The sequence below is a fragment of the Flavobacterium sp. AED genome (assembly GCF_000812945.1).
GTDB lineage: Bacteria > Bacteroidota > Bacteroidia > Flavobacteriales > Flavobacteriaceae > Flavobacterium.
The window spans coordinates 329,568-353,967 of sequence record NZ_JSYM01000002.1; the positions used below are offsets into that span (position 1 = coordinate 329,568).

Annotated in this window: 18 protein-coding genes; 12 read left to right on the forward strand and 6 right to left on the reverse strand. The window is 35.5% G+C overall.

Features of this window, described 5'->3' with window-relative positions:
* Positions 1 to 3: 3 nt before the first annotated feature.
* The 4 genes from OA85_RS10630 to OA85_RS10645 all read right to left on the reverse strand — a co-directional run bounded on the left by OA85_RS10630 (position 4) and on the right by OA85_RS10645 (position 6,858).
* Positions 4 to 903: an AraC family transcriptional regulator gene (locus tag OA85_RS10630; RefSeq protein ID WP_039109730.1), complete on the reverse strand. Its 900-nt coding sequence runs from the start codon at positions 901 to 903 to the stop codon at positions 4 to 6.
* Between the two features lie 197 nt (positions 904 to 1,100).
* Entirely contained in the window at positions 1,101 to 2,189 is a 1,089-nt protein-coding gene (locus OA85_RS10635; protein ID WP_039109731.1) for an efflux RND transporter periplasmic adaptor subunit, read from the reverse strand.
* Positions 2,179 to 5,463, reverse strand: a complete 3,285-nt coding sequence (locus tag OA85_RS10640; RefSeq protein WP_039109732.1) for an efflux RND transporter permease subunit — start codon at positions 5,461 to 5,463, stop codon at positions 2,179 to 2,181. Before OA85_RS10640 ends, OA85_RS10635 begins: the two co-directional genes overlap by 11 nt.
* 12 nt (positions 5,464 to 5,475) lie before the next feature.
* Entirely contained in the window at positions 5,476 to 6,858 is a 1,383-nt protein-coding gene (locus OA85_RS10645; RefSeq protein ID WP_039109733.1) for a TolC family protein, read from the reverse strand.
* Between the two features lie 163 nt (positions 6,859 to 7,021).
* Between OA85_RS10645 and OA85_RS10650 the strand changes: the two genes are divergently transcribed.
* Positions 7,022 to 8,059, forward strand: a complete 1,038-nt coding sequence (locus OA85_RS10650) for a sensor histidine kinase (protein WP_039109734.1) — start codon at positions 7,022 to 7,024, stop codon at positions 8,057 to 8,059.
* The gene (locus OA85_RS10655) at positions 8,059 to 8,757 is read left to right on the forward strand and encodes a LytTR family DNA-binding domain-containing protein (RefSeq protein ID WP_039109735.1); all 699 of its coding nucleotides are present in this window, start codon (positions 8,059 to 8,061) and stop codon (positions 8,755 to 8,757) included. The genes OA85_RS10650 and OA85_RS10655 overlap by 1 nt, the downstream gene beginning before the upstream one ends.
* Positions 8,758 to 8,858: 101 nt before the next feature.
* Here OA85_RS10655 and OA85_RS10660 read toward each other — a convergent pair whose 3' ends face one another.
* On the reverse strand, positions 8,859 to 9,965 hold the full coding sequence (locus tag OA85_RS10660; protein ID WP_039109736.1) for an NADH:flavin oxidoreductase: 1,107 nt from the start codon (positions 9,963 to 9,965) through the stop codon (positions 8,859 to 8,861).
* A 6-nt stretch (positions 9,966 to 9,971) separates the two neighbouring features.
* Positions 9,972 to 10,271: a helix-turn-helix transcriptional regulator gene (locus tag OA85_RS10665; protein ID WP_039109737.1), complete on the reverse strand. Its 300-nt coding sequence runs from the start codon at positions 10,269 to 10,271 to the stop codon at positions 9,972 to 9,974.
* A 432-nt stretch (positions 10,272 to 10,703) separates the two neighbouring features.
* Between OA85_RS10665 and OA85_RS10670 the strand changes: the two genes are divergently transcribed.
* From OA85_RS10670 to catA, 10 genes are all read left to right on the forward strand, one after another.
* The gene (locus tag OA85_RS10670) at positions 10,704 to 11,099 is read left to right on the forward strand and encodes a hypothetical protein (protein WP_039109738.1); all 396 of its coding nucleotides are present in this window, start codon (positions 10,704 to 10,706) and stop codon (positions 11,097 to 11,099) included.
* A gap of 175 nt (positions 11,100 to 11,274) precedes the next feature.
* A complete protein-coding gene (locus OA85_RS10675; RefSeq protein ID WP_039109739.1) occupies positions 11,275 to 12,357 on the forward strand; it encodes an efflux RND transporter periplasmic adaptor subunit in 1,083 nt (360 codons plus the stop codon).
* A gap of 22 nt (positions 12,358 to 12,379) precedes the next feature.
* Positions 12,380 to 15,550 (forward strand): efflux RND transporter permease subunit, encoded by a 3,171-nt coding sequence (locus OA85_RS10680; RefSeq protein WP_039109740.1) that lies wholly within the window; start codon positions 12,380 to 12,382, stop codon positions 15,548 to 15,550.
* Entirely contained in the window at positions 15,543 to 16,973 is a 1,431-nt protein-coding gene (locus tag OA85_RS10685; protein WP_039109741.1) for a TolC family protein, read from the forward strand. The genes OA85_RS10680 and OA85_RS10685 overlap by 8 nt, the downstream gene beginning before the upstream one ends.
* 748 nt (positions 16,974 to 17,721) lie before the next feature.
* On the forward strand, positions 17,722 to 19,086 hold the full coding sequence (locus OA85_RS10690) for an aromatic acid/H+ symport family MFS transporter (RefSeq protein WP_052257216.1): 1,365 nt from the start codon (positions 17,722 to 17,724) through the stop codon (positions 19,084 to 19,086).
* Positions 19,087 to 19,147: 61 nt separating this feature from the next.
* Complete coding sequence (locus OA85_RS10695; protein WP_052257217.1) at positions 19,148 to 20,458, forward strand: DcaP family trimeric outer membrane transporter; 1,311 nt, start codon at positions 19,148 to 19,150, stop codon at positions 20,456 to 20,458.
* Between the two features lie 243 nt (positions 20,459 to 20,701).
* Positions 20,702 to 21,580, forward strand: coding sequence for an AraC family transcriptional regulator (locus OA85_RS10700; protein WP_039109742.1), 879 nt, complete (start codon positions 20,702 to 20,704; stop codon positions 21,578 to 21,580).
* A gap of 353 nt (positions 21,581 to 21,933) precedes the next feature.
* Positions 21,934 to 23,055, forward strand: coding sequence for a muconate/chloromuconate family cycloisomerase (locus OA85_RS10705; RefSeq protein ID WP_039109743.1), 1,122 nt, complete (start codon positions 21,934 to 21,936; stop codon positions 23,053 to 23,055).
* A gap of 11 nt (positions 23,056 to 23,066) precedes the next feature.
* A complete protein-coding gene (catC, locus tag OA85_RS10710) occupies positions 23,067 to 23,357 on the forward strand; it encodes a muconolactone Delta-isomerase (RefSeq protein WP_039109744.1) in 291 nt (96 codons plus the stop codon).
* A gap of 51 nt (positions 23,358 to 23,408) precedes the next feature.
* On the forward strand, positions 23,409 to 24,335 hold the full coding sequence (gene catA, locus OA85_RS10715) for a catechol 1,2-dioxygenase (RefSeq protein WP_039109745.1): 927 nt from the start codon (positions 23,409 to 23,411) through the stop codon (positions 24,333 to 24,335).
* Positions 24,336 to 24,400 lie beyond the last annotated feature (65 nt).

The following is a 24,400-nucleotide window of genomic DNA, read 5'->3' on the forward strand; positions in this document are numbered from 1 at the left end:
AAATCAAATATTCCTGAACTTCATAGGACTTAGCTGAATATGCTTTTTAAAAAAATTATTAAAGTGGGTTACTTCGGTAAAACCTAATGCATAAGCGATTTCGGATACTGACCATGCAGTTTCTCTCAATAGGATTTTTGCTTCCTGTACGATACGTTCCCCAATAATCTGTGAAGTTGTTTTATCGGTGGTTTCTTTTATAGCCCTATTTAAATGATTAACGTGTACGTTCAACTTTTCGGCATAATCTGAAGCAGAGCGAAGGGATATTATTTGGTGCGGATCATCAATAGGGAATTGACGTTCTAACAATTCTAAAAATAATGTAGAAATGCGTTGGGCAGCATTGAGTGGATGTTTAGTTAAATTATCTGAAGGAGCCATTTTCAAAGCAAAGTGAACTATTTCAAAAACAATGGTTCTAAGTACATCATATTTATGGATGTAATCAGAATTAATTTCCTCAAACATACGTTCATAGGTTGCGCTTAACGTTTTTAATTGCTCATCTGTTATTTCAAAAACGTGGTTGCCATCCGGCTGAAAAAGGGAATACTGATTGAGGTTTCCATAGTGATGAAAAAAGGCTTGATCAAAAATGCAAAAGTATCCACCGATTATTCGATCTCTTTGTTCCCAACTATATGGTATTTGAGGATTAGAAAATACGATTGCACTCTTTTGTACTTCAACAACTTTATCGGCATAATGAAATTTTCCATTTCCTTTAACAAGTGTTATTTTAAAATAATCTCTTCGTTTGTAAGGTGCGGGTTTGGCTCCCTTTCCTACATAAGGTTCTAGTTTAAACACATTGAAATGACCAATTTCCTTACGCAGATTATCGGGCATAAAATCGTATTTATTCTCGTAAAATTCTTGTATTGATTCCCCTTTACTCATAAAACAAATTTACAAAATTCAAACCAAAAAGTACAATTAAACTGCTAATGGAACTGAATATTTTTTAAATTTGTAATGAATGGAAAATAAGGGTATAGTACCTATAAAAAAATCCACTTTACAGGATGCAAAATGGATTTTTTTATAAGTGAGGAGCAGAAGAGGCAGGAATCTAACAGTGCACCAAATATCAGTGGCTATTCATTTATAACATCACCTTCTTTAGTCTCTTCACTAGCAATTTTAACCAGTTTGTCTTTTAGGTTTAAATCACCAAAAATTTCAATTTTATCATCAATTTCTCTTCCTTTTTTAATGGTAATTCTTGATGCTTTATGGTTTATTACTTTAATAACAAAAGTACCTTCGGCAGCATTAATCACAGCCGATTTTGGTACTACAAAAGTGCTGTCTTTTGCATTCAGCGGCAATAAAACTTCAGCAACCATTCCAGGTAATAAATTACCATGAGTGTTGTTTACGTCCATTTCAACACGTTCGGAACGCAGTTTTAAATCTAAAGCACCAGACATTCTTTGAATCGTGGCTTTAAAGGTATCCGGTAACGATTTTACACTAAAACTCATTTCATCACCTTGGTGCAAATAACCCGTGTACAGTTCTGGAATAGAAACTGCTAAACGCAATTTATTTTGTTGTTGAATCGTCAACAAAGGCAAATCTGAGCCTTTTCCTGATGGGCCTACATAAGTTCCTAAATTGACGTTTCTGGCAGTTACAATTCCATCAAAAGGAGCGCGAATTTCAAGATAACCTCTCATAATCGCAACTTCTTTATGTCCTGCAATTGCAGCTTGGTATTGGGCATAATCCGAATTTTTCTTTCCGTTAGCCAATTCTAAATCATTTTTAGAAATCGTTCCTTCTACTTTACTCGTTTCATACAAACGGTTGTAGGTACTTTTACTCGTTGCATAAATAGCTTCCATCGATTTTAATTTCGATTCGGCTGCAGCCAATTGAGAGCTAATTTCAGGAGCTTCTAAAACAATCAAAAGTTGTCCTTTGGTTACTTTTGATCCAATGTCTACTTTTAAAATTTTAACAAAACTACTCACTTTAGCGTACAAATCTACTTGTTGAAAACCAGACAATTCAGCTGGTAAACGCAACTCGGTGCTTAGTTTTTCTTTTTCTAAAAGAAAGGTTTCCGTTTTAGGTTCTATTTCCACAACTGGTTCTTCTTTTTTATTCGAATTACAACTGTTTAAAAAAAATAGTGCTACAAAAAATAGCGTGGTCGATTGTAGTATTTTACTTTTCATTTTCTGATTTTAATGAGGATATATAATGTACACTTTCTTCATCTTCAGGATCTAAAGAAATAGATTGTGTGGTTGTTTTTTCTTGTGCCCAGGCAAAAATTAAAGGCAATATTAGTAAAACGGCAAAGGTCGAAAATAATAACCCTCCAATAACGGCTCTTCCTAATGGCGAAACTTGACCGCCACCTTCACCTTCACCAATAGCCATAGGTAACATTCCTGCAATCATAGCCACACTGGTCATAATAATTGGTCGAAGTCGTAAAGCGGCTGCTTCTCGTGCCGATTCTAAAGCGTTACCATTTATTTTACGCAATTGCTCGGCATTGGTAACCAGTAAAACGGCATTGGCTATCGAAACCCCAACGGACATGATGATTCCCATATACGATTGTAAATTTAGGGTAGAACCTGTAATCGATAACATTAATAACGAGCCTAAAACTACTGCAGGAACCGTTGTTAAAATTACCAAAGAAACTTTGAACGATTGAAAATTAGCAGCTAGCATTAAGAAGATTACAAATATGGCAATCAATAATCCGACTTGTAAACTGCTTAATGTTTCGCTCAATACTTTACTCATACCAATAGGTTCGATGAATAAACCACGAGGCAACTCGCCAAATGAGTTTATTGTTGCAGCCACATCTTTTGTTGCCGTCCCTAAATCAGTTTGGTAAATGTTTGCTGTAACGGTAATGTAGGGCATAGCTCCTAAATTGTCATTTTCACCACTTACAAATGAAGGTGTAATGGAGGCTACATCGCTTAAAACAGGACGTAACGAATTTTTTAATACTGGAATTTCACCAATATCTGTTTTGCTTTTCATTTTATTTAAAGGCACTTGCACTTGAACATTATAGGATAATCCCGCTTTTTCATCCACCCAAGTATTTTTCTCCGTATACCTCGAAGAGGATGTCGAAGCAATTAACGAGCGCGAAATGTCGTTCATATCCACACCTAATTCAGCGGCGCGTGTTCTATCGATAGTAATATTCATTGCAGGATAATGAATCGGTTGCCCAATTTGTACATCTCTTAAATAAGCAATGTGCTGTAGCTTTTCGACGATTTTATTGGCGTAAGCTTCATTTCGTTTTTTGTCTTTTCCGGCAATTCTAACTTCAATTGGAGTAGGGGAACCTTGACTCAAAACTTTATCGGTAAGCTCGATGGGTTCAAACGAAATTTTTACATCAGGAAGAATCTTTTTAATTCGAGCTCTGAAATCATCTTTAAAATCATCCATATCTGCATTGTAATCTTTCAAACTAACTTGAAAAACGGCCTCGTGCGAGCCAGCCATAAATAAATAAATGGGATTAATAGAGAACAACGATGGGTGTTGTCCCACATATACGGATGAAATTCCGATATGTTCTTGGCCTACCATTTTCTTTAATTCTTTGAGGACTAAAACTGCTTTTTCTTCGGTGCGTTCTAAGCGTGTTCCTGTAGGAGCTCTCATTCTAAGCTGAAACTGACTCGAATTTACCTTTGGGAAAACATCTTTTCCAATATAAGTAAGGAACACAACAGCTAGAAGTGTAATTCCGAAAAGATATACCAGACTGGTTGCCTTTTTGTGTGGAAAAAGACGATCTAAGGTTTTCATAAATCGGGTTCTGAATCTTTCAAAACGACTTATTTTTCCATCTTTATCAAAATCCTCTCTTTCAACCATTACTTTTTTCTGACCGATAAGATCCCTTTCAGATTCAGGTGTTAATCCACAAGCATTAAACTCGGCTTCATCATCAGTAATATTCGGGGCATGTTCTGTTTTTGGATGTTCTTTCATCAACCAATTCGCCATAACGGGCACAAAAGTTTGGGACAGTAAAAACGAAATAATCATTGAAAACCCAATCGCTAATGCTAAAGGTAAAAACAAAGCGCCAGGAATTCCAACCATGGTAAAAGCAGGAGCAAAAACGGCTAAAATACAAAGTAGAATCAGCAATTTTGGCAATGCAATTTCTTTACAAGCATCCCAAATGGCGAGTGCCTTGGGTTTTCCCATATCGAGATGTTGGTGAATGTTTTCAATGGTTACCGTACTTTCATCCACTAAAATTCCTATAGCCAAAGCCAGTCCGCTCAAGGACATCAAGTTGATGGTTTGTCCGAATAATTTCAAAAATAAAACACCAGCAATAATGGATATTGGAATCGTTAAAATTACGATTAATGCGGCGCGTCTGTCTCCCAAGAATAATAAAACCATTAATCCAGTCAAGACAGCTCCTATAATTCCCTCAGTAACTAAACTTTTAACCGAATTGATAACATAAACCGATTGGTCAAATTCGTACGATAATTTTACATCTTCAGGTAATGTACTTTGAATTTTTGGCAATTCAGATTTTAATTTTTGAACTACATCCCAAGTCGAAGCATCTCCCGCTTTGGCAATACTAATGTAAACCGAACGTTTTCCGTTTACTAAAGCATATCCTGCCGTAATATCAGCTCCATCTTTTACGGTCGCGACATCGCCTAATGTCAAGTTTTGAACGCTACCTTTAAACAACGGAATTTTCTCAAAATCCTTAACTTCTTTAATCGTATTATTAGTAGGGGTAATGTAGTTTTTATCACCAATTCTTACGTTTCCGGAAGGAGCTGTTTGGTTGTTCAATTTTATAGCTTCCACAATTTGATCTGGTGTCATATTATGCGAACGCAATAAATCTGGATCTACGTTGACCTCAATTGTTCTTGGGCTTCCGCCAAAGGGAGCCGGAGATAATAAACCTGGAATTGAAGTAAAGGAAGCACGCACATACACATTGGCCAAATCCTGTAATTCGTTGTTAGACCTAATTTTACTGCTTAAAACCAATTGTCCGATTGGCAAAGAAGAAGCATCAAAACGAATGATGAAAGGCGGTTGTGTACCCGGAGGAAATGCCGCTTGAATTCTATTGGATAGTGCACTCAATTCGGCAGCTGCTTGCGCCATATTGGTGTTTTCATAATAGGTCAATTTCATGATCATCAAACCCTGAATATTCTTGGTTTCGACTGATTTTACGCCATTGGCAAAAGGAAGGATGTTGACATAATTTTTAGCAAAATAAGCCTCCATTTGGTCTGGAGTGTATCCACCAAATGGATGTGCAATATAAATTACTGGCAAATTCATTTTAGGAAGAATATCTACCTTAATGTCTTTGATGGCGCCAATTCCGAAGAAAAATAAACCTGCAACCAATACCAGTATCGAAATGGGTTTGCGGAGTGCAAAACGTATTAAATTCATTAGGATCTTTAATTAAAATTCATTTATAAATAAGTCAAAATTGCCTGTGGCTGCTGCTTTAAGCAAAAAGGATTGCCAAACATTATTATTGACGATATCACGATCAATTTCGGCACGGTTCAAAGTGTATATAGTTTGCGTCAAATCGGTCAAAGTGGTTAATCCGTTTTTATATAAAGTCGATTTTTGCAAATAAGCTTGTGCGGCAGCATTGACTTGAACTGGTGCTTCTGCATAATTGTCTAACGTAATTTTTATTTTATCATCGGCTAAACTCAATTGTGATTTTAGTTCTCGATCAATCTGGTTGTACTCTTCTTGCAAACCTTGCGAAACAAACTTTTGGGCGCTAACTTGTTTGCTCATTCGGAGCGGAGTAGTTAAATTCCAGCTAATCCCGACTCCAACTAAATAATTAGTACGATCTGGACTTACACCATCTAAATAATTTCTGTTAAAAGACGCTTGATTAGTTCCGTAATCCGAATTAAATCCAGAAGCTCTTGTTTGTAAAACGCCAAACATACTCATGGTTGGGTAGTAAAAACGTTTGTACAATTTAACTTGTTGGTTGCTGTAATCAATCTTCGTTTTATAATATTGAAGTAGCGGATGCAAGCTATCAGAAGCAATTCCAGTTAATAATTCTTTCGGAATTTGATTTACAAAAAGAGTATCCACAACAAAATCTTGCGGGGCAACTCCCATCAAATCAACTAATTTATTGTTTTGTTCCTTTACAAAATTTTTAGCCAGATTCAAAGCAATTTTGGCTTTCGAAACTTCGGCAGTTGCTAAAGTAGAATCCACTCCGGCGAGTAAACCGTTTTTCACCCTTGCAGCAGCTGTTCTTTTGAAAACGTTAGCACGATCTAAATTCTTTCGCTGTGAAATCAATAATCTTTGACTCGCTAATAAATTCAGATAAGCCGCTGAGATTTTGATTTCTTGTTGAAATTTTTCCTGTTGCAAATCGTTTTCACGACTCTGAACATCAATTTTGGCCAGATTAATTTTTTGCTGTGTTCTTCCAAAAGTAAAAAAGTCCCAGTTCATGTTGACCAAATATAGAGCGCCAAAGGCAGCATTCCAGTTTTGTTCCGGTAATGCAGGTCCGGAAGAAGCGGTTCCTAATCCATTAAATCCGTATAAAGCACCATTTTGCCCATTAATTGTTCCGTAATCTTGTTGTGCGGACAGATTAAGATTGGGCAAGTAATCACGCTGTGATTGTTTGAGAGTCTCTCGCGAAGCATTGGCGTAGTTGCTTTTTGCTTTTATTGAACCATAGTTTTCTAAACCTGTTTTTATTGCTTCTTTTAAAGACAAGGTTTGTGCAAAACTAATGTTGGCAAAAATCAATAAAAATAATAATGTAATTTTTTTCAAATGCATAAATTTTAAAGTATAAAATTATTAACAAAATTATTTCTCTTGAGTCGATATATGTCTTGTTAAATGATGTAATGCAATAATAAATGACCAATTCAATTGGTCATTTATTGCAAATATAAATTAAATATTTGTGCTTAATTTGCATACTATTTAAGTATTAAAAATGAGTAAAAAAATTGATAACATAATGGATAACCAATGGTGGCAAGAAATTGCTGTTGTTGCCTTTTCATTTACACTTTTTACCTTAAAAAATGATTGGATGTTATTCAGCTCGTTGAGCTCTATTTCTTTGGGTGTTTTTTACTATTTCATCTTATATTTTCACGCGCAATTCAACCGTTTTTTTCTTCTGCCAATATTATTTAAGGCGCAACGTCCTTTAGCATATTTACTGGTATCGGCCCTAACAGTGTTTGTTTTTTCAGTCCTTTTATATGAATTTTCCACTTTCGAGATATTTAATAATTCGTATTTGTATCAAACCTCGCATCAAAGAAGTTATGTCTACCAATTGGCCAGTATTTTAGGAACATTAGTTTGTATTTTGAGTCCGATTATTGTTTTTAAATTCTATAGAATTCATAAAAAACAAACTGACGAAACTTTGCTGTTTAATCAAATGCAATTGAATGCCCTTAAAGGGCAATTGAATCCTCATTTTTTGTTTAATACATTCAATACACTCTACGGAATTAGCTTAGAATTTCCTGAAAGAACGCCTGATTTGATTATGAAAGTGTCACAATTAATGCGGTATCAACTCGAAAGTAATAGCAAACAATGTGTCTCTCTTGAAGACGAACTTGATTTTATCAACAGTTACATACAACTTGAAAAAGAACGAGTTGGTTACCGTTGCGACATTACGTATGATTGTAAGATAGATAATGAAAATGCTTACAAAGTATCTCCAATGTTATTGATTGCCTTTATTGAAAATGCATTCAAACACGGAACTTGTGCTATAGAGAAATGTTTCGTTCGGATTATTATTACTGTCGAAAATGGGTTGTTACACTTACATGTAGTCAATTCAATTCCAAAGAAAAAAACTGGGGTTGTTTCGACTAAAATTGGCTTAAAAAATACTATTGAGCGGTTGAACCTAATTTATGGAAAAGACTATAAACTAGATATTCAAGATGATAAAAATACGTATATTGTAGATTTGAAATTGCAGCTGAAAAAGTTTGTATAATGAAAGAAACCAAAAAATGCATTATTGTTGATGATGAGCCAGCAGCACATTATGTTTTGGTGAATTATATCAAACAGAATCCACAATTAGAATTGGTTTTCCAAGGGTATAATGGTATTGAAGCCATGGATTATCTTCGAGAGAATAAAGTCGATTTGATGTTTTTAGATATTAATATGCCTGAAATTACCGGAATGGAATTGCTAAAGATTATTCCAACACATCCTAAAACGATTTTAACGACAGCTTATTCTGAATTTGCTCTTGAAAGTTATGATTATGGCGTTATTGATTATTTGTTGAAACCCATTTATTTCCCTCGTTTTTTAAAAGCTGTTGAACGTTTTTTTACTACAGAAAACAATAAAATCAAAACAGAGGAAGTAATAGTCAATTCGGTAAACGTGAAAATAGATGGTTATTTTATGGAAATCGAATTAGACCAGCTTTTATTTGCACAAAGTTTTGGTAATTATGTGAAATTGCACACCTTAAAAAAGACCTATTTAGCTTCGATTACTACCACCGAATTCGAGAAATGCCTTCCCGAAAAGAATTTCATGCGTATTCATAAATCGTATATCGTGGCATTGGACAAAATTGAATCTACCGAAAAAGATTTTGTCATCATTAAAAAAGAAAGATTGCCTATTGGCATTACGTATAAAAGAGAATTGTCTGATCGATTGAAAAATTAAATAATTTTATAAAAAAAGAGAGAAATTTTAGGAATTTCTCTCTTTTTGGTTTGACTATTATAAGATAACTTTTTTATAAACTGATTTGTATTTTTAAATGTTTATTCCAATACTAATTCACCCAAAGCTTCTTTGCTAAAGCCTTTTAATTGGTCATTTTTTCCTTCTTTTATTTTGGCAACCCAATTCGGATCTGATAAAAGTGGTCTTCCAACCGCTACGAGGTCAAAATCTCCTCTGTCGAAACGTCTGTTTAATTCTTCTAACGAAGTAGGCTGTGAACTTTCTCCTGCAAAAGCACCAAAGAAATCTCCGGAAAGCCCAACAGAACCTACAGTAATAGTTGGAGCTCCAGTTACTTTTTTCGCCCATCCGGCAAAATTCAAATCAGAATTTTCGAATTCAGGTTCCCAGAAACGACGTTGTGAACAATGCAAAAGATCAACTCCGGCATCAACAAGAGGCGTAAGCCAAGCTTCTAATTCTTGAGGATTTTTTGCCAATTTATAATTGTAATCAGAAGGTTTAAATTGAGAAAATCTCATAATCACAGCAAAATCGTTTCCTACTTGTTTTCTTATTTCTTTCACGACTTCAATAGCAAAACGATTACGTTCCGATACTGTTTTTCCACCATAAATATCAGTACGCAAATTAGTTTCAGCTCTAAAGAACTGGTCAATTAAGTAACCGTGAGCACCGTGAATTTCTATAGTATCAAAACCTAATCTTTTGGCATCAGCAGCTGCTTTTCCGAAAGCAATAATGGTATCTTCAATATCTTTTTCAGACATAGTATTACCGTTATTAAAATCAGGTCTGTTTAATCCAGATGGCCCTTCAAAAGGGACTGGAGGAACCCAACCGGAATGATGATTATCCATGATGCCCATGTGCCATATCTGCGGTCCCATCTGTCCACCTGCTGAATGAACGCTATCAATTACTTGTTTCCATCCTGCCAAGGATTTATCACCATAAAAGTGAGGCACATTAGCATCGTTTGATGAAGAAGGTCTATTGATAACCGTTCCTTCAGATAATATCAAACCTACTTCGCCTTCAGCTCTTTTTTGATAATAAGCTGCGACTTCATTTGTAGGTACTCCATTTGGAGAAAAAGAGCGCGTCATAGGCGCCATTACAATTCTATTTTTAAGATTTAGCGTCTTCAAATGGAAGGGCTTAAACAAACTATTTGTATTCATAATTATTTATAGATTAGATTCGATTATTTTGCTGAGTGCTGTGAATGCTTTCTCGTTGCGTTTGTAATATGTCCATTGCCCAACACGAGTAGACTCGATGAACCCGGCACGTTGTAGTATTGCTAAATATTCTGAAACCGTCGATTGGGTTAGTCCTGCTTTGGCCTGAATTTGTCCTACGCAAACACCATGCTCAAAACCTGCAGCCAGTTGTTCCGGAAAATTTATTTCAGGTTCTTTTAGCCATTCCAGCATTTGTAATCTGGACTTGTTTGATAAGGCTTTAAATATTTCTATGTGATCCATGTTGCAAATATATCGACTTTTCCCGATATATCTATTTAAAGAAGTTTATTTAGGATATTTTTAAGAGATAGCACCAATGAACATTTTCGCCAACTAATCGTTTAGTCTAGAAAAACTATTTTGAAAATCATGATTTTAGAGTTTTATTTTGGTGTTTTTCAAACCATTTTAAGTAAGATTTGAATAAACTAGCCCATTTTTAAAATATTGATATACAAAGTATTTTAAAAATCCAGAAAAGGAGTTTAATGTTCTGAAGAGTTTAATAGGTTTAAATTTATTAATTGTTTTGTGCTCAATTATTTATTTCAGAGAAAATGTATTTCAGATTAATTACTGAAAACGTTTTCGTTACTTTTACTTGTTAAATCCAACACAATTTCTTCCTTTCCTTTCAATTTTTTCAATTCTTTTATTACTTTTGGCTCCCAAATGAGAGTAGTTGTATTTTTTGTATATCTGTGTTTCCATCTGCTAGGCGGAGGGAGTTATCTTCATGCAGATACAAATCATAGCCATATCAGCCATTTTTCAACTCCGAATCTTGTACAAAATCAGCAAGCAAAACTTACAAATAAAAATCAAGGTAGTCTCGTAATTGAGTATACTGATTTAGATTTAGATGAGGAATACTCCAGCGGTAATGATATTAAAGACGGAGTTGCGAATAAATTTTTTGCTGAAAAAGACAGTTTGCTTCATAGCTGGTATTTGCCGGTCTCTCAATGTTTTATTTCAAATTATTACTTCAAGCGTTTTAAAATCTTCATGCCTTTTTGCGGCAATTCATCTGCTATTTATATTATAAACAGCGTTTTAAGAATTTGATATATCATACATCGGTTACAAAAGGTATGTTTATGAATACCTAAATGTGGATGTATAGTAACCAAATTACCTTTTGCACGACAGTTTAGGTCTCGCCCTGACAACTGATGCCTTTTTCCATCCAAATAAATTTCCGAATTCACTGCGTTAAATCGCACCAATTTTATTTAAAACCATGAAGAAAAATGCCCTTTTTACAGGCTTTATCGCCCTGTTGTGCTTAATAAGCTGTACAACTAAAAAAGAAGAAAAAGAAGAAACAGTTAAATTCACGGTAACCAATCCTGCCGTAATCGACACTTCGTTTACCAAAGAATATGTTTCGCAGATAAAATCTGTACGAAATATTGAAATCCGAACACAAGAAAAAGGGTTTCTGCAAAACATTTATGTTGACGAAGGGCAAGCTGTAAAAGCAGGGCAGTTATTGTTCCGAATTATGCCCAAAATGTATGAGGCCGAATTACTAAAAGCACAAGCCGAGGCAAAAAGTGCCGAAATAGAACTTTTAAATGCTAAAACACTTGCCGACAAAAATGTAATTTCCAAAAATGAACAAGCTATTGCACAAGCTAAGCTCGCACAAGCGAGAGCCGAAGTAGCCATGGCAAAGCTCCATTTATCATTTACCGAAATCAGGGCACCATTTGCAGGAATTATCGATAGACTCCCAAAAAAAATAGGAAGTTTAGTTGAAGAAGGAGAATTATTGACTAGCCTTTCTGACAATAGCAAGATGTTTGCTTATTTCAACGTTTCTGAACCCGAGTATTTAGAATATCAAGACAATATAAAAGGTCGTGGCGATAGTCATGTAAGCTTGCTTTTGGCAAACGGAAAACCTTTGAAATACAAAGGAAAAGTAGAACTTATAGAAAGCGAGTTCGATAGCGAAACTGGTAATGTTGCTTTTAGATCCAGCTTCCCAAATCCTGATAAATTATTGAAAAACGGAGAAACTGGTAAAGTTTTGATGACCGTTCCTGTTAAGAATGCTTTGGTAATTCCTCAAAAAACAACTTACGAAATTCAAGATAAAAAATACGTTTTTGTGGTGGATAAAAAGAATGTTGTGAGATCAAGAGAAATTACCATTACTGGCGAAATGCCCGATTTATATGTAGTAAAAAGTGGTCTTGCAGCAACTGATAAGATATTACTTGAAGGCGTTCAGAAAGTGAAGGATGATGACAAAATCAAATACGATTTTGAGAAACCAGAAGAAGTGCTGAATCATTTGAAATTAAAAGCAGAATAGACGTAATCTTAAATCATAAAAAATGTTTAATAAATTTATAGAAAGACCCGTACTGTCGATAGTAATATCGCTGATGATTGTCTTGCTTGGTATTTTGGCAATGACCCATTTGCCCGTTACCCAATTGCCTTCTATTTCGCCCCCAAAAGTAAATGTAACAGCAGAATATCCTGGAGCAAATAATGAGTTATTGATTAAATCTGTTGTGATTCCTTTAGAAAGAGCCATTAATGGTGTTCCTGGAATGAAATATATTGCATCGGATGCTGGTAATGACGGAGAGGCATCTATACAAGTAGTATTTAATTTAGGAACAGATCCTAATCAAGCCTCTATAAACATTCAGAATAGAGTTGCATCTGTTGTAAATAAACTGCCACCGCTTGTAGTTCGAGAAGGGGTGAAAATTACTAGAGAAGAATCGAATAATTTAATGTATGTTAACTTGTATAGCAAAGATCCAAAGATGGATCAAAAGTTCTTATACAACTTTGCAGATATCAACATTCTTTCGGAACTTAAAAGAGTCGATGGCGTTGGTGATGCAGATATTGTAGGTAATAGAGATTATGCGATGCGAGTTTGGTTGAAACCAGACAGAATGCTGGCTTACAAAATTTCTGCTGATGAGGTCATGAAGGCTTTAGAAGAACAAAGTTTGGAAGCATCGCCAGGAAAAACAGGAGAAAGTTCTGGAAAACGCTCACAAGCCTTTGAATATGTGCTGAAATATTCAGGACGTTTTACTACTCAGGAACAGTACGGAAATATTATTCTAAAATCGAATCCAAACGGAGAAATACTTCGTCTGAAAGATGTTGCCAATATAGAATTTGGAAGTTCGATGTACGATATTTATTCGAACCTGAATGGAAGTCCATCAGCGGCAATTACAATAAAACAATCGTACGGAAGTAATGCAAGTCAGGTTATTAAAGATGTAAAAGCAAAATTAGCCGAAATCAAGAAATCATCATTTCCTAAAGGAGTTGATTATGAAATAAGTTATGACGCTTCTAAATTTCTTGATGCTTCTATCGAAAAAGTAATTCATACCTTGGTGGAAGCCTTTATTCTGGTAGGATTGGTAGTTTTCTTATTTTTAGGAGATTGGCGTTCTACAATTATTCCTGCCATTGCAGTACCTGTTTCGCTTATTGGAACATTTGCTTTCATGCAGTTTTTTGGGATCACCATCAATTTAGTTACGTTATTCGCCCTTGTTTTGGCTATTGGTGTCGTTGTCGATGATGCTATTGTGGTCATCGAGGCAGTACACGCCAAGATGGAAGAAGATCATATAGGCCCACTGAAGGCTACAAAAAAAGCAATGCACGAAATTAGTGGTGCCATTATAGCCATTACGTTTTTGATGGCAGCAGTGTTTATTCCAGTTGCTTTTATGTCGGGACCAGTAGGTATTTTTTACCGTCAGTTTTCTATCACAATGGCAACAGGTATTATATTGTCTGGTGTTGTGGCACTTACACTGACACCTGCACTTTGTGCTATGATGCTCAAAAACGCTCACGGTGTACCTAGAAAGAAAACGCCTTTGAACAATTTCTTGGACGGTTTTAATAACAAATTCAACCAACTTACAGGGAAATATCAAGGAATACTTGGGAAAATCGTTAACAAAAGGTCTATCACCTTTATTGCCTTCATCTCCTTTTGTATCGGAATCTTTTTCTTGAACAACAGTCTTCCAACAGGATTTATTCCAAACGAAGACCAAGGAATGTTCTATGCCATTATACAAACTCCTCCGGGCTCTTCATTAGAAAGAACCAATGATGTGGCTTTAAAATTGCAAAAAATTGCAGAAAAAATCGAAGGAGTGCAATCGGTATCGGCTTTGGCTGGATTTGAAATCTTGACAGAAGGAACAGGTTCTAATTCTGGAACTTGTTTGGTTAACCTAAAAAGTTGGGAAGATCGTGAGCATTCAGCTAATGAGATTATGAAAGAGCTCGAGGAAAAATCCAAAGATATTACGGGAGCTACAATTGAGTTTTTCCAACCGCCAGCCGTGCCCGGTTATGGTGCAGCAGGTGGATTTGAATTGCGTTTGCTGGACAAAGCAGGTTCTGGTGATTATAAAAAAATGGAAACCGTAAATAACGATTTTGTAAAAGAATTGAATAAACGACCAGAATTATCATCAGTATTTAGTTTTTATAGTGCCAGTTTTCCGCAGTATATGATGAAAATTGACAATGATATTGCCCAACAAAAAGGAGTTTCGATTGATAATGCCATGAATACACTTTCGACATTGGTAGGTAGTAATTATGAAATTAGTTTTATCAAATACGACCGACAATACAAGGTAATCGTTCAAACATCGCCAGAATACAGAGCTTTGCCAGAAGATATTATGAAATTGTATGTCAAAAACGATCGTGACGAAATGGTGCCTTTTTCGGCTTTTATGAAAATGGAAAAAGTATATGGATTGTCTGAAATCACAAGACATAATATGTACAATGCCTCTGAGATCAGTGGACAATCAGCAGCAGGATTTAGTAGTGGAGAATCTATCAAAGCCATTCAAGAAGTTGCCGAAAAAACTTTACCAAGAGGATTTGGTATAGACTGGGCTGGTATTTCCAAAGATGAAGTGGGTCGTGGTAACGAGGCGATTTACATCTTTTTAATCTGTTTGCTCTTTGTTTATTTGGTTTTAGCCGCTCAATACGAAAGTTTTGTGTTGCCTTTTGCTGTGATTTTATCACTTCCGGCAGGGATTTTTGGATCGTTTTTATTGCTTTCAATATGCGGTTTAGAAAACAACATTTATGCTCAGGTTGCCTTTGTTATGCTTATAGGTTTGCTAGGTAAAAATGCGGTTTTGATTGTCGAGTTTGCTGTTCAAAAACACGAAGCTGGAGCCACCATTTTAGAAGCCGCCATGGAAGGTGCCAAAGTAAGATTTCGTCCTATTTTGATGACTTCATTTGCTTTTATTGCGGGATTAGTTCCATTGGTATTTGCAAGTGGTCCAGGTAAAATTGGTAATAGAACTATTGGTTCTGCTGCACTTGGAGGAATGCTTTTAGGAACTGTTATTGGAGTATTGCTTATTCCGGGATTGTATTATATCTTCGGAAGTATAGCTGCAAAAATCAAGATGGTAAAAAAACAAAATAACAATCCATTAACCGAAGAAATTGATAATAACCATGTATAAAATCAAGTTGCATAAATATATTATCCCGCTGGGCATTTGCCTGGCGGTGGTAAGTTGTACTCCGGCTATCGCACCGTTGACAGCAAGTAAACCTGTTCCTGAATCATTCGATAAAAGTACTGATACGACCAATATTTCAGCGACTCCTTGGCGTACCTATTTTAAGGATCAGAATCTGGTAAATTTGATCGATGTAGCCTTAAAAAACAATCAGGAATTGATGATTACTTTGCAGGAAATTGAGATTGCAAAGAATGAGATTCGTGTAAAAAAGGGATTGCTCTTACCATCAGTTGGTATAGGAGCGGGTGCAGGAGTTGAAAAAGTAGGAAAGTATACCAGTCAAGGAGCTGGGGATGCATCTGCGGAGATTACATCAGGTCTTATTGTTCCAGAAGTATTACAAGATTATAAACTGGCAGCCTATGCCCATTGGGAAGTTGATATTTGGAAAAAACTGCGCAATTCTAAGAAAGCAGCAGTGAGCCGGTATTTATCGACTGTTGAGGGTAAAAACTTCGTGATTACGAACCTTATTGCTGAAGTTGCCGATTCTTATTATGAATTGCGGGCTTTAGATAGCCAATTGGATATTGTAAGACAGAACATCACATTGCAATCCAACGCTTTAGAAATCGTAAAAATTCAGAAAGAAGCTGCTAGAGCAACAGAATTGGCCGTTCAAAAGTTTCAGGCAGAGGTAATGGCTTCCAAAAGTATGGAGTTTGATATTCTTCAAAATATAAAAGAAACGGAGAATAAAATCAACTTTTTACTCGGGCGTTATCCGCAGGAAATAGCGAGGGATAAAAGTAATTTTTTAAGTTTACTTCCTTCTGCTGTCAATTCCGGAATTCCTTCGCAATTATTGTCGAATCGTCCCGATATCAAACAAGCAGAATTAGAACTGGCTGCTGCAAAGCTGGATGTAAAAGTGGCTAGAGCCGAGTTTTATCCTTCATTAGATATTTCAGCAGCAATAGGATTAAATGCTTTTAAACCATCCTACTTGTTTACGCTTCCAGAATCGATAATGTATTCGCTGGCTGGAGATATTGCTGGGCCACTGATTAACAGAAATGCAATCAAAGCTGAGTATAGTTCTGCCAATGCACGACAACTTCAGGCTTTGTATAACTATGAACGTACCATTTTAAATGCCTATCTCGAAGTTTCTAACCAGCTTTCTAAGATCACTAATATTGGAAAAAGCTATGACTTGAAATCGCAACAAGTAGCTGCATTGAACCGTTCGATAGATGTTTCTAATGACTTGTTTAAGTCTGCCAGAGTTGACTATTTTGAAGTTCTGATGACGCAACGAGATGCATTGGAATCCAACCTCGAACTGATTGAAACCAAAAAAGAACAACTCAATGCCGTAGTCCATGTTTACAGGGATTTAGGAGGAGGTTGGAAATAAGAAATATTTCAAATTTAGAGAGCCAGTCAATTTTGACTGGCTCTTTTTTATTGGGGTCTTGTCACATCCTAAGATAGCGATGCATGTTAGTCTTTAAATATTATTCCACCTTTAATACTGTATCTTACGCTACAATCTTTGTATTTATAAAGAGGCATAAATACTCCACTTGCTTTCAATTTGTAATGGTATTCCTTTTGCTGCCACAATCATGGGAAACTGGTTTAGATTATACTTATAAGTCTGATTTACAAATTCCTATTTTTTGCATTCTACCTTTTCGTTATTGGTAAAAAAAGGATTTAAATATTCTTTTTTCATCTTCAATTTCTTTTAAACATTTGATTTGTCCTGTTTTTGATTTAAAAGAACAATTTTTCACCTTGAATAATTTCAATATTTGCATATCAATATAAAAATCAACTAATAATTGTGTTTTATTTAATTTAAATTGATTTTAATCACTAATAAGTCAATAATTGTGTAAATGTATTACATAATAGATTATAGTGATTGACCACTATATTCTTAAATGAATACCAATTAAATTGTGCTTACAATGAGAAACGGCATCTATAAATGATTGCATCACCTATAAGGAATGGACCAAAATAAACCTTGGTATAAATCCTATTAAACATACAAATTTTTATATGGAGAAATTTGTTAAAACGGGCTCAACCATATAACAGCCTGTAATACCTATTAACCAATAACCATTAAATTTTTAACTAAAAAACAAAAAATTATGCGAAAAATAGATATTCATAATTTGATAGACAACGCAAAGCTGAACCGATTTCATTGGACGGTGATATTCTGGTGTGCACTAATCATCATTTTTGATGGTTACGACTTGGTTATTTATGGGGTAGTTTTGCCTTTATTGATGGATAAATGGCATTTAACTCCATTAGAAGCGGGCACATTGGGGAGTTACGCACTTTTTGGGATGATGTTTGGAGCACTGATATTTGGAACACTTTCGGATCGTATTGGACGAAAAAAAGCAATTATTTTTTGTATTTTCTTATTCAGCGGATTCACTTTTATCAATGGATTTGCACAAACACCGTTACAATTTGGAATTTTGCGTTTTCTTGCAGGACTTGGAATTGGTGGGGTAATGCCAAATGCAGTGGCTTTAATGACTGAATATGCTCCAAAAAAAGTCAGAAGTACTTTAGTAACATTGATGTTTAGCGGCTATTCTGTAGGAGGGATGCTTTCTGCCGGATTGGGAATATTTTTGATCCCTAATTTTGGATGGCAATCCGTATTTTATGTCGGATTAGTGCCCATACTTTTATTGCCTTTGATTATTAAATTTTTACCGGATTCTGTTGGGTTTTTAGCGAAGCAAAAAAGAACAGATGAGGCTAAAAAAATACTTTCGCTTATTGAGCCAACTTACGTTCCTAAACAAGGCGATATTTTAGACTCTGGAGAAGCAAAAGCTGCCGGAGCGAGTGTCAACCAACTATTTAAACAGAACAGAACCGTAAGTACAATTATGTTTTGGGTTGCTTTTTTCACCTGTCTTTTGATGGTTTATGGATTAAATTCTTGGTTGCCTAAATTAATGACTAAAGCAGGTTACGAATTAGGTTCTAGCCTTACTTTTTTATTGGTTTTAAATGTTGGTGCCATGGCAGGGGCTATTGGCGGAGGCTGGCTTGGTGATAAATTTAATTTGAAAACAGTGTTGATTTCATTTTTTGCCGTCGCTGCAATCTCTTTAAGCTTGCTTGGTTTCAAAAATTCTACTCTGGTATTGTATGTTTTAATCGCTATTGCAGGAGCAACTACTATTGGTACACAAATATTGTGTTACACGTATGTCGCACAGTTTTATCCTATAAACATTAGATCTTCCGGTATTGGCTGGGCATCCGGAATAGGGAGATTGGGTGCTATACTTGGGCCTATTTTAGGTGGGGCTTTAATGGGTTTAGAATTGCCTTTCCAATTCAATTTTGTAGCATTTGCTATTCCGGGAGCTATAGGCGCTTTGGCTGTTTGTTTTATTAATGTAAAGCACAGTCAAGAGAAAAAAGCACAAGTACAGCAACAGGAAACGGCTGCACTAAATACTATTGTTGCCGAAGAATAGACAAGTAAAATCAAGATTATTCCTAAATAGTTAGGATTTATAGAACAGAAAAAATAACGAAATGAAGTTAAAAAAAATAGTTGCAATAACTGGTTTATTACTTACGACAGTATTACTTAATGCTCAAGAAACCATTAAAAAAAAGGATAGTATTGTTGTTATGAAACCAGAGAAAAAAGAACCGCTTTTTGATGTTAAGTTTTTTGGATTTATTCGACATGATGCGGTGTTTGATTCCCGCCAGACTGTTGATGTAAGAGAAGCGGCAGTGGTACTTTGGGGAAAAGATGCTGATTTTGATTCCAAGGGGAAAGATAGAAACTCTGCTTCCAAGTTTCAAATGCTGGATGTATTATCCAGAGCCGGAGTCAAAGTAAATGCACCGGATGTTTTGGGTGCAAAAACTTTCGGATTCCTTGAAGGTGATTTTTTTGGTAATGCCGAAGGAGGAATCAATGAATTTCGTTTGAGACATGCTTGGATTACATTAGACTGGAGAAAAAGCCAGTTGGGAATAGGTCAATTTTGGCATCCGCTAACCATTCCGGAAATGTTTCCCGGAGTAGTTAATTTTAGTGGAGGCGCGCCTTATATGCCGTACAACAGAAATCCCCAGATTCGGTTTACCCAAAAGTTGAATACTCATTTTAATCTTATGATAGCAGCTGTTTCACAAAGGGATTTTACTTCGAATACGGCTCCGTACAGAAACAGTTCAATTCCTTCCGGACATGTTCAGGTAAATTATAAAAACAAAGATGTTCTTGTAGGTTTGGCGGGTCATTTTGAGCAAATTCGTCCTAAAACAGGTTCTGGATTGACCAATGATTTTTCAAATGAAAGACTCAATAGTGTTTCCGTTATGGCATATGGCCGTTTTGAAACGAAACCTATGACTATAAAAGCTGAAGCAATGTATGGTGAAAACGCCACTTCATTCATAATGCTCGGAGGATATGTAGGATATACACCAACTACTGGTTCAGGTTTAGAAACCTATTCGACAATGGCGACACAATCTTTTTGGATTGACTTAACCGGAAAAACTAAAAAAATAATTCCTGGATTTTTTGCAGGCTTTAGCCAAAACGATGGCGCTACTAATCCAATTTCTGGAAAAGCAGTAGCTTATGGATTTTCAAACATGGTAGGAGGTATAGCGGCTTCAGGAAATGCAACGACCAGAACTATTAATTATATTTATCGATTGGCACCACGAATTGAAGTGCCTATTAAAAATTTAAAATTTGGTTTGGAAGCGGAATATTCAGCTGCCGAATGGGGGAATGCGGATAACAGCGGAAGAGCAGTAAGTAATCTGAATTTGATAGGAACTTGGAGAGTTGTATTTGCTACAGTGCTAAAATTTTAATTTTTTTAATGGATTGGGTGTGATTATCGAAAGATAGCTACACCCAATTTTTTTGTGAATAGGAAGGAAACCATCAGTTCTTATCTTTTGGGATTTTGTGTCTTTTAAGTCACAGGGGAAGTGTTTTAGAATAGTATAAAAACTTTTTCTTTTATCTAAAAAATGCAAATAGTACTCAAACGATATAGTTGTATTTGTAGTATCTTTGATAGGTTTCAAAATAGTTTTTGAGCTAAATAATACATGAGAAGTAAATTATTTTTTAAGGGGATTTATGGTGATAACTCTATTGATATGGTTAGGGATATTATTCATATTACTCCAATGGAAATGACCGGTAAACGCCACGAATGGTATATTAAACCTCATGCACATAGTGATCTTTTTCAAATTTTTGTCGTAGAAAGCGGATATCTTGAATTGATAATTAATGGCGAAAGTCAAGTTGTGGATAGTGTCTCTTTTTTTTCTATTCCAAAAAATATGAGTCATGGTCTGCGCATGAATCCGGATACTAAAGGATGGGTAATCTCGCTTTATGACAAATCCTTGGAGAATATGTTGAAGCTTGATACCGACATCATCAATAAGATAGACGAAATACACATTTCAAAATTATCCGAAGATGATAAATTAATCAATGATGCTTTGACAACGATTCGTAAATGCATAGATGAATATTACTCTGAATTACCGGGTAAACAGCATGCTTTACAGTACCTAGTGGGAATGATGTTGTTGCGTTTATACAGGGTATTTGTAACTTCTGCTGCTGTTCCTTTTTCCGATAATAAGAATAAAATGTATTACAGGCGTTTTATTCAATTAATTAAGGAACAAAAATCTTTTAAAGTAAGCGTTGAAGATTATGCGGCCCGTTTAGCTATTTCTAGCGGACATCTCAACCGAATTTGTAAAGATGTTTCCGGCTTGTCGCCAAAAGATGTTGTGATTAATTTTTTTATTGACGAAGCTAAAATTTACTTGCGCAATTTTGATATGTCAATTGCCGAAATATCCTATGAATTAGATATTGAAGATCCCGCTTATTTTACGCGTTTGTTTAAGAAAAAAACCGGACTCACTCCCAAAGAATTCAGAAGTCAATTAGGACGTAAGTAATCACTCCATTCGTCTTTTACCATTCCAATTATAAAAATGCGATAGCCGTCAACCTTATTAAATAGGCGTTTATTACTCCCTTATTTCCAATTTTACTGCAGAAAGTATGGTTTGTCCTGCTTTTTAGAGGAAATTAAAGATTTTTCTATCTGTTATTCCATTTAAAGGTATTACAAACAAATGGTTATGTTTTTATCGATTTGTTTGATTTGTCTCATTAATAGCAAATTAATCCAATTTTAGACCCTGCTTTTAGCTATAAATTTGTGATAAGCAAACAGTAAGTGAGCACTCAATTATTTGTGAGTGAGTACTCACTCCTGTCGAAATCAAATAAATTTAGATACTAAGAAATGAATAATCCTATTATTGAAAAAATTGAAGCTATTCTGGTTGATTTGCCAACAATTCGCCCGCATCATCTCTCAATGACCGTAATGAAAAAACAAACTATGGTTATCATTCGTTTGTTTTGCAGTGATGGAATTGAAGGAATCGGAGAAGCGACAACAATCGGTGGATTGAGTTATGGGGAGGAATCTCCGGAAAGTATGAAACTCAATATTGACACTTATTTTGCTCCTTTGTTAGTGGGTCAGGATGCGACCAATATTCACAAAGCCATGTTTTGGATAGAAAAAAACATCAAAGGCAACCGAATTGCAAAATCAGGAATTGAAACAGCACTTCTAGATGCGCATGGAAAAAGATTAGGTGTTTCTGTCGCTACTTTATTTGGAGGAGCGATAACTGAAACTTTGCCTGTTTTATGGACCTTGGCAAGCGGAAATACACAACAAGATATTGAAGAAGCGGAGCATCTTTTAGCTATTGGAAGACACAATACTTTTAAATTAAAAATTGGATGGCAAGCGCCGGAAATTTCAATCGCTCACGTTGCCGCTATTAAAAAAGCAATGGGAGACAGAGCAAAAATAACGGTGGATGTGAATCAGGCTTGGGATGAAAGTACCGCAAAAATAAGTATTGCAAAACTTCAGGATGCAGGAATTGATTTGATTGAGCAACCGATAGTTAAAGAAAATTTTGAAGGTTTGGCTCGTTTAACCAAAATGTTTACCGTACCAATTATGGCAGATGAAGCATTGAACGATAGTACAGATGCTTTCAAATTAGCGAAAATAAGAGGTGGTGATGTTTTTGCTTTAAAAATCGGAAAATCAGGCGGATTGTATAATGTTTTAAAAGTAGCTGCGATTGCAGAAGCTGCTGATATCAGTTTGTATGGAGGTACCTTATTGGAAGGAACAATTGGTTCAGTGGCTTCGGCTCATGCTTTTAGTACGCTGAAAACAATGTCATGGGGAACGGAACTTTTCGGACCATTATTATTAACGGATGATATTGTTAAAACCAAAGTAGCATTTTCGAATGCTTCGATGAAAATCCCACAAGGTCCGGGTTTAGGCTTGGAATTAGATTTAGATAAATTCAACCATTATAAACGTAAATAAAAATTAGCATTATGTTATTCCACGTAGAAATGACCGTAAAAATTCCACATGATTCCGATGTGAATTTTGTAAACGAATTAAAAGCAAAAGAAAAAGCAATGTCCCAAGATTTGCAACGCAGCGGAAAATGGGTTGACATTTGGAGAATCGTCGGGAAGTATTCGAACATCAGTATTTTCAATGTAGAAAGTCCAGCTGAACTTCATGACATCCTGAGCAATTTACCCCTTTTTCCTTTTATGGAAATCGAAGTAAAATCATTATGCAAACATTATTCTTCCATTAAAGAAGGAGAATTGTAACTCTTTTAAATAATCAAAAAAAAACTATAATTAATCAAAAAAATCAATATCATGACAAGAGCACAAATAGACGGATTACTTCAAAAAATTGAAAGTACTGAAAAAATAGAAGCTGGAAGCGAAAGAGCAAAAGCAATTGTAAACAGAATCCTTCGCGATTTGTTTTACACGATCGAAGATTTAGATATCCAACCGGATGAAGTTTGGACGGCAGTAAATTACTTGACACAAGCAGGTCAAAATGAAGAATACGGTTTGATTGCTGCAGGTTTAGGAATAGAACATTTCTTAGACTTGCGTATGGATGAAGAAGAAGAAAAAGCAGGAATGACTGGTGGGACACCAAGAACTATTGAAGGACCACTTTATGTTACAGGAGCACCAAAATCAAAAGGATTTGCGCGTATTGACGACGGAACTGAAGTAGAACAAGGAGAGATTTTTTTCATGCAGGGAAAAGTTTTGGATGATAAAAACAATCCAATTCCAAATGCAATTGTTGAAGTTTGGCATGCTAATTTAAAAGGGAATTATTCTTATTTTGATCAATCACAAAGTGATTTCAATTTACGCGGAACGATAGAAACGGATGAAAACGGAAACTATCAATTCCGCAGTATCCTTCCTTCTGGCTACGGAGTTCCTCCAGGTGGATCAACAGAAGAACTTTTAAATGCCGTTGGTCGTCACGGAAATCGTCCATCTCACGTTCATTTCTTTGTTTCAACGCCAGGCTGCAGAAAATTAACGACACAAATTAACTTTGCTGGTGATCCATACTTATGGGATGATTTTGCTTTCGCAACACGTGAAGGTTTGATTCCGGATCTTACTGTAATTACTGATGTGGAAAAAATCAAAGAAAAAGGATTAGACAAGCCTTTTTCCTCAATCGATTTCGACTTCACTTTGCACAAAGAAGTGGAAGGAATTCACGATGCAGATGTAGAACGATTGAGAGCTGAATCTATAGCATAATATAAAAAAGAACGGTCTATTACTATTTTCCGAAATCTTTTGGACATGTATAATCTCTGTGAGAA

Excerpts from the sequence above, each read along its gene's own strand:
- OA85_RS10630 (WP_039109730.1), bottom strand. The coding sequence starts at position 903 with ATGAGTAAAGGGGAATCAATACAAGAATTTTACGAGAATAAATACGAT.
- OA85_RS10635 (WP_039109731.1), bottom strand. The coding sequence starts at position 2,189 with ATGAAAAGTAAAATACTACAATCGACCACGCTATTTTTTGTAGCACTA.
- OA85_RS10640 (WP_039109732.1), bottom strand. The coding sequence starts at position 5,463 with ATGAATTTAATACGTTTTGCACTCCGCAAACCCATTTCGATACTGGTA.
- OA85_RS10645 (WP_039109733.1), bottom strand. The coding sequence starts at position 6,858 with ATGCATTTGAAAAAAATTACATTATTATTTTTATTGATTTTTGCCAAC.
- OA85_RS10650 (WP_039109734.1), top strand. The coding sequence starts at position 7,022 with ATGAGTAAAAAAATTGATAACATAATGGATAACCAATGGTGGCAAGAA.
- OA85_RS10655 (WP_039109735.1), top strand. The coding sequence starts at position 8,059 with ATGAAAGAAACCAAAAAATGCATTATTGTTGATGATGAGCCAGCAGCA.
- OA85_RS10660 (WP_039109736.1), bottom strand. The coding sequence starts at position 9,965 with ATGAATACAAATAGTTTGTTTAAGCCCTTCCATTTGAAGACGCTAAAT.
- OA85_RS10665 (WP_039109737.1), bottom strand. The coding sequence starts at position 10,271 with ATGGATCACATAGAAATATTTAAAGCCTTATCAAACAAGTCCAGATTA.
- OA85_RS10670 (WP_039109738.1), top strand. The coding sequence starts at position 10,704 with ATGAGAGTAGTTGTATTTTTTGTATATCTGTGTTTCCATCTGCTAGGC.
- OA85_RS10675 (WP_039109739.1), top strand. The coding sequence starts at position 11,275 with ATGAAGAAAAATGCCCTTTTTACAGGCTTTATCGCCCTGTTGTGCTTA.
- OA85_RS10680 (WP_039109740.1), top strand. The coding sequence starts at position 12,380 with ATGTTTAATAAATTTATAGAAAGACCCGTACTGTCGATAGTAATATCG.
- OA85_RS10685 (WP_039109741.1), top strand. The coding sequence starts at position 15,543 with ATGTATAAAATCAAGTTGCATAAATATATTATCCCGCTGGGCATTTGC.
- OA85_RS10690 (WP_052257216.1), top strand. The coding sequence starts at position 17,722 with ATGCGAAAAATAGATATTCATAATTTGATAGACAACGCAAAGCTGAAC.
- OA85_RS10695 (WP_052257217.1), top strand. The coding sequence starts at position 19,148 with ATGAAGTTAAAAAAAATAGTTGCAATAACTGGTTTATTACTTACGACA.
- OA85_RS10700 (WP_039109742.1), top strand. The coding sequence starts at position 20,702 with ATGAGAAGTAAATTATTTTTTAAGGGGATTTATGGTGATAACTCTATT.
- OA85_RS10705 (WP_039109743.1), top strand. The coding sequence starts at position 21,934 with ATGAATAATCCTATTATTGAAAAAATTGAAGCTATTCTGGTTGATTTG.
- catC (WP_039109744.1), top strand. The coding sequence starts at position 23,067 with ATGTTATTCCACGTAGAAATGACCGTAAAAATTCCACATGATTCCGAT.
- catA (WP_039109745.1), top strand. The coding sequence starts at position 23,409 with ATGACAAGAGCACAAATAGACGGATTACTTCAAAAAATTGAAAGTACT.